We start from the raw sequence: 15,481 nt of genomic DNA on the forward strand, positions 1-15,481 counted from the left end.
GTTGAATGGATTTTTTTTTACATTTTATTCTGGTCGATTCTTTCAAAGAAAACATCTTTATACGTAGCGCCAATTGGCAATTCTTTGCTATTTACAAAAACCGAAAAGTTATCTGTCGATTCCACATGTTTTAACGCAACAACATACGATTTATGTATTTGAATAAAATCATTTTGCGGCAGCGACTCAACAACATTCTTTAAGGAGGAATGCGTGATAATTTGCTGTTTAGAAGTATTAACGCAAACATAATTTTGTAAACTTTCTACGTATAAGATATCGTTCAGCATTACTTTCTGAAACTTATTCTTTCCATCTGTTTTTACAAAAATAAATTCAACTGGATTCGTCGCTACTATTTCTGTTTTAACCTCTGTATTCAATTTAGAGACAGCCTGATAAAAACGTTCAAATGCAATTGGTTTTAATAAATAATCAACAGCATTTAACTCAAAACCTTCTAAAGCAAAATCAGAATAAGCGGTTGTAAAGATGATTTTTACGTCTTTTGAAATGATTTTTGAAAGTTGTAGTCCCGTTAATTGTGGCATTTGAATATCGAGAAAAACGACATCAACTTTATTCGAATTCAAAAACTCCAATGCTTTCAGCGAATCATTAAAAATGCCTGTCTCTTCCAGAAAAGAAACTTTCTCAACATAGCTTTTTAATATTCGGGTTGCAGGCGGTTCATCGTCTACAATAATACATTTATATTTCATGAATTATTTGTTTAATGGAATTTTCAGATAGGTTTTAAATATATTATTTTCCTTCGTTTTTTCAAGTACAAACTGGTCTTTATACTGGTACGCTAGTCTTTTGGTTACGTTTTCAAAACCAATTCCCGTAGAAGAATAATTTTCTCCTTCTGTTACATAATTGAAGGTTGAAATCTCCAGAAAATTTTCATTTATCTGAATCAAAATACGCGCTCTTTCTTCCGGATTATTCAATTTCCCATGTTTAAAAACATTTTCTACAAAATGAATTAATGTTGAAGAAAGTATTTTCTCTTTTGAATAATCACCTTCTACCGTAAAATCCAAGTACAGCTGATCTTCAAATCTTTTTTTCTGTAAATGAATATAATTCTGAATGAACTGAATATCGCTCGAAAGCAGCGTTTCATTTTTATCTGTCTCCGTAATTACATACCGAAGCAAATCGGACAAAACCAAGATATCATCCGCCATTTTATCTTCCTTTAGAACGAGTTGGCTATAAAAAGAATTCAACGTATTAAATAAAAAATGCGGACTCACTTGCGCTTTCAACATCTGAAATTCAGCTTTTTTATTCTCTAATAACAATTCCTGATTTTGTTTGTGCGCGTTTTGAAATTGCCAATAAAAATAACTTACTGCACTTAAAATAACAGCCGGTAATCCAAAGAAAAAATTATCACCGATATAATTGGTTATTTCTCTTGATTTTGCTGTATAATTATGAATTCCTGTGATTTCAAAAACAATAACTTCCTGCAAAAAATAACGTACTCCGGCAAAAATCAATAAGGAAACCGGAATGCTCAACAAGTATAAAAAAAATTTCTTTTTATTTAAAAACCAATTGCAAAATGTATAGAAATTAAGAATATAAACAAGGTAAACTGACAGAAAAAAACTGATATTGAACAGAAAATACATGCTGCTAAAAATGTAATCTAATCCACGGTTATTAACTCCTATATCCACAATATAAAAAAGAAGAAAAACCCCAAGAAAAAGAAAAACATGAAAAGAGAACGGAATTTTTAGCTTCATAATACTATTGTTATGATTTCAAAAATACAACTATGCAATAAAATGAATACTATATTTCTATAAAATAGCTGTTTTCTGTGATGAACTATTAAAAAGGATACACGAATTTTTTTGCTCCTTACTTTTTAATGTTTGTAATTTGAAATTTGACGTTCATCAAAAACTAAAATATTAGGAAAAATACTGAGATACATTTGTTATGAATTTAAAAACAAACCATCATGCAAAAAATCATTTTATTACTAGTGTTAACTACCTTAAATCTTACTTTTTCCCAAACAAAAAAGAAACAAATTTTATTAATCGGAACATTTCACTTTCAAAATCCGGGGCTTGATGTTGCGCAAATAAACGCGTTTAATGTTATGTCTGATAAAAGCCAAAAAGAACTGGAAAACATTGCCAATAAAATTAAAAAGTTTGGACCTGATAAAATTTTTGTTGAATGGAACTATCAAAAACAAGACAAATTGGATCAATTCTACAGTAAAAACACAGATAGTTTACTTCAGAAAAAGGTGGATGAAATAACGCAATTAGCCTTAAGAGCTGCCAAAAAATTAGGTCATACAAAATTGTTTGCAATTGATTATAAAAATACTGTTTTTCCTTATGACAGTTTGGTAAAAGGAATGACAGCAGCCGGTCAGCTTGATTTAATCACGAAGGATGAGGAAGACATGAAACAATTTGAAGCAAATCAAAATAAAAAAATTGCCAAATTTTCTCTAACTGAATTAATTTTAGATTTTAACACAAAAGTATCTAATGAACAGAATATTGGCTGGTATATTGAAACAGCGCTTAAGGGAGGAAAAACAGACAATTTTGTGGGTGCTTTTTTAGTTTCCGAATGGTATAAAAGAAATCTTTATATGTATGCTTTAATTAAAAAACTGACTGAAAGTAAAGATGATAAAGTAATGGTTTTATTAGGTGCCGGTCATGCTGCGATGCTTAGAGAATTTATAGCACATGATCCTACGTTTGAAATTGTAGAATTAGCGACGGTTTTAAAATAATTTTTTAATCGAAAAGTTTCTTTAGCCACGAATTCACGAATTATTTTTTATCTCAAAGATTATCAAATTAATTCGTGGCTATTTTTAAAGACAAAGCATTACAGTTAAAATAATTCACAAAAAAAACCTTCCGAATGATCGGAAGGTTTTTCTATATAATTGATTTCTTATTTAATTAAGAAAGAGCAGCTTTAACTTGATCAGCAGCTTCTTGAAATTGAACTGCAGATAAGATTGGCATACCTGAATTGTCAATTAATTCTTTTGCAATTTCAGCATTTGTTCCTTGCAAACGAACGATAATTGGCACATTGATAGCGTCACCCATATTTTTGTAAGCATCAACAACTCCTTGCGCCACACGGTCACAACGAACGATTCCACCAAAAATATTAATTAAAATAGCTTTTACGTTAGGATCTTTTAAGATAATACGGAAAGCAGTTTCAACACGTTTAGCATCAGCAGTTCCACCAACGTCTAAGAAGTTAGCAGGCTCAAAACCAGCGTATTTAATTAAATCCATAGTTGCCATAGCAAGTCCGGCACCATTTACCATACATCCAACTGTACCGTCAAGATCTACGTAATTTAAACCTACTTCTTTAGCTTCAACTTCGATTGGATTCTCTTCACGTACATCACGCATTTCAGCATACTTTGGTTGTCTGTATAAAGCATTATCATCGATATTTACTTTAGCATCAACAGCCATAATTTTATTGTCTGAAGTTTTCAAAACCGGGTTGATTTCAAACATAGAAGCATCAGAACCAATGTAAGCATTGTATAATGAATCGATGAATTTAACCATTTCTTTGAAAGCATTTCCAGAAAGACCTAAGTTAAAAGCAATTCTTCTTGCCTGAAAACCTTGTAATCCAACAGTAGGATCAACTTCTTCAGTAAAAATTAAATGAGGAGTGTGCTCAGCAACTTCTTCGATATCCATTCCACCTTCAGTAGAATACATAATCATGTTACGACCTGTTGCTCTATTCAATAAAACAGAAACATAAAATTCAGAAGTTTCACTTTCACCAGGATAGTAAACATCTTCAGCTACTAAAACTTTGTTTACTTTTTTACCCTCAGCAGAAGTTTGAGGTGTAATCAATTGCATTCCGATAATTTGTCCTGCAATTTCTTCAACTTGTTGTAAATTTTTAGCAAGTTTAACTCCACCACCTTTTCCACGACCACCTGCGTGAATTTGTGCTTTTATTACGTGCCATCCTGTACCAGTCTCGGCAGTTAATTGTTTTGCAGCAGCAACAGCTTCAACTGCATTGTTAGCCACAATTCCGCGTTGAATGCGTACTCCGTAACTCGCTAGAATTTCTTTTCCTTGATATTCGTGTATGTTCATAATATAGAATTTGTCTGGTTCTGAATTTGTTTCAGAATAAAAGTGGGACAAAAATAGCAAAATTCAACTGAAAAGTAAAATCTTTTTCAATTAAAAAAATCAGTATAACTTCAGTACAATCCAGATTAAAACTTTATTCTTTTTCAAAGAAAAGTAATCGTTAGGTTATTGTGTGTAAATTGTTAACTAAAAACAGTGATTCTGTTTGAAATTTAACAAAAACACTAGTGTTATCAATAGCTAAGCACCGAGTTTTCCTAATATTATTTAGAACATATTGTGATTTTATCATTTCACAATACCTTCTATAAAATTATTATCATTTAAGAATCATTTTTCTAGTATTACAATAAAAATGAAAGCCAAAATAGAATTTCACTACATTATATTCAACGAAATAGCTATTTTTGAAGAAAAAATATCAAGAATGAAAGTTAAAGAACAAGGGCTTTATTTGCCTGAATTTGAACACGACAATTGTGGTGCAGGATTTATTTGTAATTTGAATGGTATTAAATCTAACGATATTATTCACAAAGCATTGGACATCTTAATAAAATTGGAACATCGTGGTGCAGTGAGTTCTGATGGAAGAACTGGTGACGGAGCTGGAATTTTATTCGACATTCCACACGCTTTTTTTAAAAAAGTGTGTGATTTTGAAATCCCTGAAACACGCGAGTATGCAGTAGGAATGGTTTTTTTACCAAAAAGCAAAAACCAGGTTTCTTTTTGTATTAACGCATTCGAAGCAACTATTAAGGATCAGAACTTAAAAATCCTTGGTTGGAGAGATGTGCCTGTTGAAGTTGAAAATTTAGGGCAGATTGCCGCAGAAAAAGAACCAACAGTTAAACAAGTTTTTGTTAGCAAAAACGGTCAGGATTTAACTGAACAAGAATTTAATGCAAAACTTTTTGCAGCTAGAAAAATTGCTGAACATGCTGTCAGAGGATCAAAAACTTCTGAAAGCCACATGTTTTATTTCTCTAGTTTATCGACAACTACTATAATATATAAAGGTCTATTGATGCCGGAAGACATCAGCCGATATTATATTGACTTAAAAGATCCCGAAGTAGTAACACGTCTGGCGTTAGTTCACCAGCGTTTCTCTACCAATACTTTTCCTTCATGGGAATTAGCTCAGCCATTTAGATACATGTGTCATAATGGTGAAATCAATACGCTTCGTGGAAACGTAAGCCGTATGCGTGCCCGTGAAGAATTAATGGAAAGCAAAATTTTTGGTGACGACATCAAAAAATTATTCCCTATCATCTTAGAAGGAAAATCAGATTCTGCTTCTATGGATATGGTAATTGAGCTTTTATTAATGACCGGACGTTCTTTGCCGGAAGCGATGATGATGGTGGTTCCTGAAGCTTGGGAAAAACACCAAAACATGTCTCCTGAAAAAAGAGCTTTCTACGAATTTAACTCTTGCATCATGGAGCCTTGGGATGGTCCGGCTTCTATTCCGTTTACAGACGGAAACGTAATTGGTGCATTGTTAGACAGAAACGGTTTACGTCCTTCTCGTTATACTTTAACAAAAAGTGGTTTTGTAATCATGTCATCAGAAATTGGTGTACTTGATGTAGAACCGGAAGATGTAGTACAACACGGTCGTTTAGAGCCTGGAAAAATGTTCCTGGTTGACATGAACGAAGGACGTATTATTGAAGACGACGAAATTAAAACGTCTATTGTGACAAAACGTCCGTATCAGGAATGGGTGGATGCTAATTTGTTGCCGTTGGCTAAAATTCCATACACGAATAACCCTACTCCTGTTGAAAAATTAGATTTTCAAACAAGACAGCGTTTATTTGGTTATACTATTGAGGATTTAAAAACAATCATTAATCCAATGGGAGCTCAGGGTGCAGAAGCCATTAGTTCTATGGGTAACGATACGCCTTTGGCCGTTTTATCAGATCAGCCTCAATTATTATACAACTATTTTAAACAATTATTTGCTCAGGTTACCAATCCGCCTTTGGATGGTATTCGTGAAGAAATCATTACAGATATTAGTTTAGCAATTGGAGGTGATTTCAATATTTTCGAAATTGAATCTAAACAATGTAAAAAACTAAAAATCCAGAATCCGGTTATCTCTAATGAAGATTTGGATAAAGTAAGAAACATAGATCATGCAGATTTTAAATCGGCTACTATTTCTACTTTGTACAAAATAGAAAAAGGAGTTAATGGTTTAGAGCGCGCGTTGGAAAAATGTGTTCAGGCTACTTTCAAAGCCGTTTCTGAAGGATGCAATATCATTATTTTATCAGACAGAGGTGTAAGCGAACAAATGGCTCCAATTCCTATGTTATTGGCTTGTTCTTATATTCACCACTCTTTAAACATTTTACAGGTTCGTTCTAAATTCGGAATCATTATCGAATCTGCTGAACCTCGTGAACCTCATCATTTTGCTTTACTATTCGGATACGGTGCAAGTGCTATCAATCCATACATGGTAAACGAAATTATTCACGATCAGGTAAACCAAGGATTTATTACTGGTGTAAAAGCTGATTATGCGATCGTAAATTACAACAAAGCCATTGCAAAAGGAATTCTTAAAATCATGAACAAAATTGGTATCTCTACATTACACTCGTACAGAGCTGCTCAGATTTTCGAGATTTTAGGTTTAAATAAAACATTTACTTCTAAATATTTCCCATATACACCATCCAGAATTGAAGGAATTGGTTTAATGGAAGTAGAAAAAGAAGTTAAAAAGAGATTCCAAAAAGCGTTTCCAAATTCAAAAATCGCCAACTTATTGCCTTTAGAAATTGGAGGTATTTACAGATGGAGAAGATCTGGAGAAAAGCACATGTTTAACCCAACTACAATTGCTAAATTACAGCAAGCAGTTCGTTTAAACAGTCCGGAAAGCTATAAAGAATACTCGAATATGGTCAATGAGCAAAGCTCAAACCTAATGACAATTAGAGGTTTATTTGAATTTAACAACTTGGATCCAATTTCTATTGATGAAGTAGAACCATGGACAGAAATTGTAAAAAAATTCAAAACCGGTGCTATGTCTTATGGTTCTATCAGTAGAGAAGCCCACGAGAATTTAGCTATTGCCATGAACAGAATTGGCGGAAAAAGTAATTCAGGAGAAGGTGGAGAAGATCCTAAACGTTTCCAGAAAGAAATTAACGGAGATTCAAGAAACAGTGCGATCAAACAAGTAGCGTCAGGACGTTTTGGTGTTTCGATCAACTATTTGACGAATGCCAAAGAAATTCAGATCAAAATGGCTCAGGGTGCAAAACCGGGAGAAGGTGGTCAGTTACCAGGTGAAAAAGTAGTACCGTGGATTGCTGAAACAAGAAACTCTACACCTTATGTAGGTTTAATTTCGCCTCCGCCACACCACGATATTTATTCTATCGAAGATTTATCGCAATTGATTTTTGACTTAAAAAATGCCAATCGTGAAGCGCGTGTAAACGTAAAATTAGTTTCAGAAGTGGGTGTTGGAACGATCGCTGCCGGTGTTGCTAAAGCAAAAGCTGACGTAATCTTAATTTCCGGTTATGATGGAGGAACAGGTGCTGCACCATTAACCTCTTTACAACACACAGGTATTCCGTGGGAACTAGGTTTAGCCGAAGCACAGCAAACACTAATCCTAAACGATTTAAGAAGCCGCGTAGTGCTGGAATGTGACGGACAGTTAAAAACAGGTCGTGACGTAGCTATCGCTGCTTTATTAGGAGCTGAAGAATTTGGTTTTGCTACTGCTCCGCTTGTAGCATCAGGATGTATCATGATGAGAGCTTGTCACTTAAACACATGTCCGGTTGGTATTGCAACTCAGGATCCTGAATTGAGAAAAAATTTCAAAGGAACTCCGGAGCACGTTATCAACTTCATGTATTTTATTGCGGAAGAGTTAAGAGAAATCATGGCGCAGTTAGGTTTCAGAACATTAAAAGAAATGGTTGGTCAGTCACAAAAATTAAATGTGAACAAAGCAATCAAACATTATAAAGCAAATGGTTTAGACTTGTCTTCTATTCTATACAAACCGGAAAAAGCTAAAACAGAGCCAATTCACAATACAACAGAACAAGATCACGCTCTTGAGAATGTATTGGATTTTGATATCATTAAAGAAGCAATTCCATCTATTTACAGAAAAGAAAAAACAAGAGTTACCTTTAAAATTAAAAATACAGACCGTTCTGTAGGTGCTATTTTGAGTAATGAAATCTCAAAAATATATGGCGCACAAGGTTTACCCGAAGACACTATTTTAGTTGATTTTGAAGGTTCTGCCGGACAAAGTTTTGGTGCATTTGCAACAAACGGATTGTCGTTTAAAATTCACGGAAACTGTAATGATTATTTAGGAAAAGGGTTATCTGGAGGAAAACTAATTGTAAAAGTCCCTCCTACTGCCACTTTCAAACCTGAAGAAAACATCATTATTGGAAACGTTGCTCTTTACGGAGCTATTACCGGAGAGGCATACATTAATGGTATTGCCGGCGAGCGTTTTTGTGTGAGAAATTCTGGTGCAACTGCAGTTGTAGAAGGAATTGGAGATCACGGATGCGAGTACATGACAGGAGGAACTGTTGTAGTTTTAGGAAAAACAGGAAGAAACTTCGCAGCTGGTATGAGCGGTGGTGTTGCTTATGTGTATGATCCTGCTCAGAAATTTGATTCGAAATCATGCAACATGGAAATGGTTGCTTTTGATCCGATCGAAGAAGAAGATGTAACAAAACTAAGACGATTGATCAAAAATCACTCCCTGTACACGAACAGCCCGATAGCAAAAAGAATTTTAGCAGACTGGGAAAATGAGCAAAATCATTTCGTAAAAGTAATGCCAACTGATTACAAAAAAGCATTACAACGAATTGCAGAAGAGAAAAAAATAGAAGAATTAATAGCTTAATTAAAAGGTTCTGAGATACAAAGGTGCAGAGGTGCTAAGTTCACCTCTCACCTTTTACAACTCACAACTAAATATATTAATAATGTCATGGGTAAAATAGGCGGATTTAAAGAATATAATAGAGCCGACGAAAGTAATTTAGCAGTTGCAGAACGTGTTTCGAACTACAATGAATTTACAATTCCGTTAGCAGAAGATAAGAAAAAAGAACAAGGTTCGAGATGTATGGATTGTGGTATTCCTTTTTGCCACAGTGCTTGTCCGTTAGGAAATTTAATTCCTGACTTCAACGACATGGTGCATCAGGAAGAATGGCAAAGTGCTTTAGAGATTTTACAATCGACAAACAACTTTCCTGAATTTACAGGTCGCTTATGCCCTGCTCCATGCGAAAAATCATGTGTATTAGGCATCATCAAAGAACCGGTTGCTATCGAAAACATAGAGAAAAACATTATCGAAAGAGGTTTTTCTGAAGGATGGATCAAACCACAGACGCCAAAAACAAGAACAGGAAAAACAGTTGCTGTTATTGGTTCGGGTCCTGCAGGTTTAGCGGCAGCACAACAATTAAACAGAGCGGGTCACACCGTTACCGTTTTTGAAAGAGACAATGCTATTGGAGGTTTATTACGTTACGGAATTCCAAATTTCAAGTTAGAAAAAGGCATCATTGACAGACGTGTTGCTATTCTTGAAGCGGAAGGAATTACGTTTAAAACGAATGTAAATGTAGGTGTAAACTTTAGCGTAGCCGAATTAAATGCTTTTGATTCGATCGTGTTATGTGGTGGAGCAACAGAAAGAAGAAGCTTACCTACAAAAGGAATCGAAAGCAAAGGTGTTGTTCAGGCAATGGATTTCTTAACACAACAAACGAAAGTTTTATACGGAGAAACAATTGCAGATCAGGTAAAAGCAACTGGAAAAAATGTAATCGTTATTGGCGGTGGAGACACTGGTTCTGACTGTGTTGGAACATCAAACAGACACGGAGCAAAATCGGTTACTAATTTTGAGATTTTACCAAAACCTCCGGTGGGAAGAAGCGAGTCGACTCCTTGGCCTTTCTGGCCTTTGCAATTGAAAACCTCATCATCTCACGAAGAAGGCTGCGACAGAAACTGGTTAATCAACACTAAAGAATTTATTGCTAACGATAAAGGAGAACTTACAGGACTAAAAACAGTCGAAGTACAATGGAAAATGACACCAGGTCAACGTCCGGAATTAATCGAAAAAGAAGGTTCTGAAAAAATCTGGCCTTGTGATTTAGCTTTACTGGCTTTAGGATTTACAGGTCCTGAAAAAACTTTAAGCGAGCAATTAGGTCTTGAAGTTGATATGAGAAGCAACTATAAAGCTAAAAACTATCAGACTAATGTTCCGCATATATTTACTGCCGGTGATATGAGAAGAGGACAATCGTTAATCGTTTGGGCTATATCAGAAGGACGTGAGGCAGCAAGAGAAGTAGACTTATTCTTAATGGGTTCTACTAACTTGCCAACTAAAGGAAACGGTGATTTACCGAGTTTATAGTTTTCTTTTGAAGGCACTAAGGTTCTGAGGGACAAAGGTTCTGAGTTTTATCTTTGGAGCTTACATCTTAAACTACTTAAAGAATTATAAATTGATATATTTTACTAAAAGCCCTTGGACTAATGTCTCAGGGCTTTTAAGATTTTATTTAGTTTCTACGTTTATAAGAAATATTAAGGAATAAAAGCCATTACTCAAAGTCATAAACACTTTTGAGAAAAACTTCACAATACTAGAACCTTAGCAACTCTGAACCTTTGAACCTTTGTCCCTAAAAAAGAAAAAATTGTTCAAAAACAAACAATTTGTTACAATTTGTTATTTTTCTATAAATTATTTGTAGATAGATAAAAGTGTAATAACTTTGCTCAAAATGATTTAAAAATGCAAGCAAAAGATTTACTGCAGTTAGCAGACCAATTCGGAAGTCCATTATATGTTTATGATGCTGAAAAAATTCAAAATCAGTACAGTAGATTAACCAAAGCTTTCTCTAAGGTAGAAAACTTAAGAGTTAATTATGCCATGAAGGCATTGTCAAACGTTGCAATTCTTCAGTTGTTAAAGAACATGGGGTCCGGGCTGGATACTGTGTCTATTCAGGAAGTTTTATTAGGACTTCATGCTGGCTATGAACCAGAAAGAATCTTTTTTACACCAAACGGCGTTTCTCTTGAAGAAATCGAAGAAGTTGCGGCAATGGGTGTTCAAATCAACATTGACAATTTATCAATTCTGGAGCAATTCGGAACAAAATATCCTCAAATTCCGGTATGTATTCGTATCAATCCGCACGTAATGGCAGGAGGAAATGCTAATATTTCTGTAGGTCATATTGATAGTAAATTCGGAATCTCGGTACATCAGTTACCACATATTCTTAGAATTGTAGAAAATACTAAAATGAGTATTGTTGGAATTCACATGCACACAGGATCTGATATTTTAGATATCGAAGTGTTCTTGTATGCTGCTGAAATTTTGTTTGATACTGCGAAAAACTTCAAAGATTTAGAATTTTTAGATTTTGGAAGCGGTTTTAAAGTACCTTACAAAAAAGACGATATCGAAACGGATATTGAAGAATTAGGTAAAAAATTATCAAAAAGATTCAACTCTTTCTGTGCTGAATATGGTAAAGATTTAACGTTGATTTTCGAACCTGGAAAATTCCTTGTAAGTGAAGCAGGTTTCTTTTTAGCAAAAGTAAACGTAGTAAAACAAACAACCTCAACGGTTTTTGCAGGAATCGATAGTGGTTTTAACCACTTAATTCGTCCAATGTTTTATGGTTCACAACACCATATTGAGAATATTTCTAATCCTAAAGGAAAAGAGCGTTTTTACTCTGTAGTGGGTTACATTTGTGAAACTGATACTTTTGCCAACAACCGCAGAATTCCGGAAATTACCGAAGGTGATATCCTGGCATTCAGAAACGCCGGAGCATACTGTTTCTCTATGGCGTCTAACTATAATTCAAGATACAAACCAGCCGAAGTTCTATGGAAAGACGGAAAAGGAATCTTAATTCGTCAACACGAAACATTCGAAGATTTACTTAAAAATCAAATTCCGTTGCCGGAAGAAGTTGCTGCAACAGTTTAAAATAAAAAAAAAGGGAATATCATTAGAATCCCGTTTCTTAATTGAAACGGGATTTTTTCATTGCAAAGTTTTTGACTGTAGTTTCTATAGCTGTTTGAATAGTTTTACAAAAGGTTTTCAGATGTAGAAGAAATAAAAACCATGTAACTTATTATTTTGAGAACCGTTTTTAATAAAAATAGAATAAATTTGGCAATTTATTAAAACACTCTAAAAGTAAAAACACAACAAATAAATATTCAATTATTCAAATGAAATCAATACTTAGCATTATTATGTTTTTTTATATTTTTTCTATTAATGGTCAGAATACCAAAATTGATAACAATTGCAATATAATACAATTTATAAATAAAGACTCTTTAAGTTCAATATCTAAGCTAAACCCTCTATATAACAAAAGAGGGTTTTACTTACTTAAAAATGGTGTATACGATTTTATAATTGATGGCAAAAAATATTTTTATTCATTGATTTTAAAAATAGAAAAAGATAAATTTTTCATATCTAAAAATTGGCAATCTGAAGAAAATCGTGATATAATATCTGATTCAATAGAAATCCAAATTAATCAAGAAATTCAAATTCGAATGGTATCTATAGATAAAGGAACTGGAAATTTTCCAACAAGAACCAAACTTAAAGATTACAATGTAACAATAACAACAAATGACAATTATTGCGGTCTAAAGAGTATACTAATAAAAAACGAGAAAGAAACTCGTCATGGTCATTATTATTTCACAAAGTTAGGATTAAAGAGAATTAAAATACTAAATAAAACTCCTTACTTATGCGATGAAAGTGGTGAATTTATATTGAGGAAAAATTAGATTTTCGTCATGCGCTCACTATAACTGTAAAAAAAATGAATTTACTCACAAGTTAGAGTTTTTTTTAAGATTCTTAACAGGTTTAAAAAACCTGTTAGGAACAATATAATTTACTTTATGACCAATCAATTAACCTAACAGACCTCCAAGACCCAAGACCTGTTAGGTATTAATTAGAACATGTCACTATAAAATTAAAAATTGTATTTAATCAATACGGATTTGGCTTAGTAAATGATTCCTGCGATTCTATTGCTTCCTGCATGTCAATTACACCAGAACTGATTTTTAGTTTTACAGAAAGTCCTTGGGTTTCTCTTGGTTTTGTATTACGGTCAATATCGATAACAAAACCAATTGGTTCTGCAGTTCCGATGCGCTCAAAAATGGCTTTTGATTTTTTTTCATCAAAGAATATATCGGTTTCCATACGTACATCGTTTATATCGTGCCAGACAATATTTATTTTTCTTGGAATGGCACGTTTTTTAATTGGCATTGAATTACCATTCAAACTCAAAAAGATCGACTCAAATTCGCCATTTATGTAATCTATCAAAATAGTTTCTACTTTATCTTCTGCTTTGATTAGCGGCATTAAATGATATTCTCTAAAAAGGGTTTCCCAGTAACCATATGGTATGGTGTTGTTTGTAATTTGGTCTTTTATTTCTTGAGGAAATCTACTCACAATATCCGCAACATATCCGTCCATCTCGCTATTATGTTCCATATTGGGAAAAGCAACCTTCCAATTCACATTTTTATCTTCATGTGCTTGGTAACGTCCTAAAATTGTCATATTTGATTGGCTAAAAACATATAAAACGACCATTCCTCCAGGAAATAAACCGGTATTAATTGTAAAATCATAATCAGTGAAAAATTGGATGCTTTTAGTTTTTACATCCCAAAAAGGCACTTTATTTCCGTTGATCATTAAACTTTCAATTTTTTCAGAATCGAGCTCAAAAACTCCAGAATAACTTTTGTTCTCAGTAAAAGACATCCAGGTAATATCTAGAAATTTAGGCGCTATTCCTGTTGCTTCACCCGAAGAAGAACCATCATTATTGCCTAAATGACGACTGTTTATAATTCTATCAAAAGGCATGTAAACATAACCACTGTTTAATGTTTTACCGACTATTAAATGACCCGAAAAAATTAAGGCTGGGTAATTTCTTGGTGTGCAGACTGAAGCATCCCAAAAATATTTTTTTTGTTTCATAGTGTTTTGACAAGAGGTTAAAATTAGGGTTAATAAAATAGTAATACTGAAATAGAATATCTTTTTCATTTCTTATCAATACGGTTTTGGTTTTGTAAAGGACTCCTGAGATTCTATTGCTTCTTGCATGTCAATTTCACCAGAGCTGATTTTCAATTTTATAGAAATTCCTTCAGTTTCTCTGGGCTTGGTATTTCGGTCAATATCAATAACAAAACCAATTGGTTCTGCAGTTCCGATGCGCTCAAAAATGGCTTTTGATTTTTTTTCATCAAAGAATATATCCGTTTCCATGCGCACATCGTTTACATCGTGCCAGACAATATTTATTTTTCTTGGAATGGCACGTTTTTTAATTGGCATTGAATTACCATTTAAACTCAAGAAAATAGATTCCGCTTCACCATTAATGTATTTTAGCCTAATAGTCTCTACTTTATCTTCTGCTTTGATTAGTGGCATTATATGATATTCTCTAAAAAGAGTTTCCCAATAACCAAATGGTATGGTGTTGTTTGCAATTTGGTCTTTTATTTCTTGAGGAAATCTACTCACAATATCCGCAACATATCCGTCCATCTTGTTATTATGTTCCATATTGGGAAAAGCGACCTTCCAATCCACATTATAGTCTTCGTGTGCCTGATATCGACCTACAATTGTCATACTTGATTGGCTAAAAACATATAAAACGACCATTCCTCCAGGAAATAAACCTGTATTTATTGCAAAATGACGATCATTTGCTATTCCTATTTTTTTTGTTTCAGGATCCCAATAAGGTCTGTCACTTCCGTTAATCATTAAACTTTCAATTTTTTCAGAATCGAGCTCAAAAACTCCAGAATAACTTTTGTTCTCAGTAAAAGACATCCAGGTAATATCTAGAAATTTAGGCGCTATTCCTGTTGCTTCACCCGAAGAAGAACCATCATTATTGCCTAAATGACGACTGTTTATAATTCTATCAAAAGGCATGTAAACATAACCACTGTTTAATGTTTTACCGACTATTAAATGACCCGAAAAAATTAAGGCTGGGTAATTTCTTGGGGTACAAACAGTAGCTACCCACGAGTATTTCTTTTTTTTCATATTGTTTTGACAAGAGGTTAAAATGATAATTGATAAAATGATCGTTGTACTGAAATAAAATATCTTTTTCATG

General features: G+C 33.6%; 9 protein-coding genes and 1 pseudogene. 5 read left to right on the forward strand and 5 right to left on the reverse strand.

Annotated elements, in window-relative coordinates; genetic code table 11:
* Positions 1–17: 17 nt before the first annotated feature.
* Both B0A66_RS16855 and B0A66_RS16860 read right to left on the reverse strand, forming a co-directional pair.
* On the reverse strand, positions 18–722 hold the full coding sequence (locus B0A66_RS16855; protein WP_089051024.1) for a LytR/AlgR family response regulator transcription factor: 705 nt from the start codon (positions 720–722) through the stop codon (positions 18–20).
* Positions 723–725: 3 nt separating this feature from the next.
* Entirely contained in the window at positions 726–1,535 is an 810-nt protein-coding gene (locus tag B0A66_RS16860) for a sensor histidine kinase (RefSeq protein ID WP_244283519.1), read from the reverse strand.
* 452 nt (positions 1,536–1,987) lie between these two features.
* On the opposite strand from B0A66_RS16860, the gene B0A66_RS16865 reads away from it, so the two are divergent.
* On the forward strand, positions 1,988–2,788 hold the full coding sequence (locus B0A66_RS16865; RefSeq protein WP_089051026.1) for a DUF5694 domain-containing protein: 801 nt from the start codon (positions 1,988–1,990) through the stop codon (positions 2,786–2,788).
* Between the two features lie 175 nt (positions 2,789–2,963).
* On the opposite strand, the gene sucC is transcribed toward B0A66_RS16865, so the two are convergent.
* Positions 2,964–4,157, reverse strand: a complete 1,194-nt coding sequence (sucC, locus tag B0A66_RS16870) for an ADP-forming succinate--CoA ligase subunit beta (protein ID WP_089051027.1) — start codon at positions 4,155–4,157, stop codon at positions 2,964–2,966.
* A 427-nt stretch (positions 4,158–4,584) separates the two neighbouring features.
* On the opposite strand from sucC, the gene gltB reads away from it, so the two are divergent.
* The 4 genes and pseudogenes from gltB to B0A66_RS16890 all read left to right on the forward strand — a co-directional run bounded on the left by gltB (position 4,585) and on the right by B0A66_RS16890 (position 13,082).
* Entirely contained in the window at positions 4,585–9,099 is a 4,515-nt protein-coding gene (gene gltB, locus B0A66_RS16875) for a glutamate synthase large subunit (RefSeq protein ID WP_089051055.1), read from the forward strand.
* A gap of 87 nt (positions 9,100–9,186) precedes the next feature.
* A complete protein-coding gene (locus B0A66_RS16880) occupies positions 9,187–10,641 on the forward strand; it encodes a glutamate synthase subunit beta (protein ID WP_089051028.1) in 1,455 nt (484 codons plus the stop codon).
* A 381-nt stretch (positions 10,642–11,022) separates the two neighbouring features.
* A pseudogene (gene lysA / locus B0A66_RS16885) lies at positions 11,023–12,249 on the forward strand (diaminopimelate decarboxylase); the annotation flags it as partial.
* A gap of 251 nt (positions 12,250–12,500) precedes the next feature.
* On the forward strand, positions 12,501–13,082 hold the full coding sequence (locus B0A66_RS16890; protein ID WP_123868255.1) for a hypothetical protein: 582 nt from the start codon (positions 12,501–12,503) through the stop codon (positions 13,080–13,082).
* A 211-nt stretch (positions 13,083–13,293) separates the two neighbouring features.
* On the opposite strand, the gene B0A66_RS16895 is transcribed toward B0A66_RS16890, so the two are convergent.
* Together B0A66_RS16895 and B0A66_RS16900 are read right to left on the reverse strand one after the other, a co-directional pair.
* Complete coding sequence (locus B0A66_RS16895) at positions 13,294–14,313, reverse strand: DUF2931 family protein (RefSeq protein WP_244283520.1); 1,020 nt, start codon at positions 14,311–14,313, stop codon at positions 13,294–13,296.
* A gap of 75 nt (positions 14,314–14,388) precedes the next feature.
* Complete coding sequence (locus B0A66_RS16900; RefSeq protein WP_089051032.1) at positions 14,389–15,480, reverse strand: DUF2931 family protein; 1,092 nt, start codon at positions 15,478–15,480, stop codon at positions 14,389–14,391.
* Between the last annotated feature and the right edge of the window lies 1 nt (position 15,481).

Source organism: Flavobacterium hercynium (genome assembly GCF_002217285.1).
In the GTDB taxonomy this organism is placed as follows: domain Bacteria; phylum Bacteroidota; class Bacteroidia; order Flavobacteriales; family Flavobacteriaceae; genus Flavobacterium; species Flavobacterium hercynium.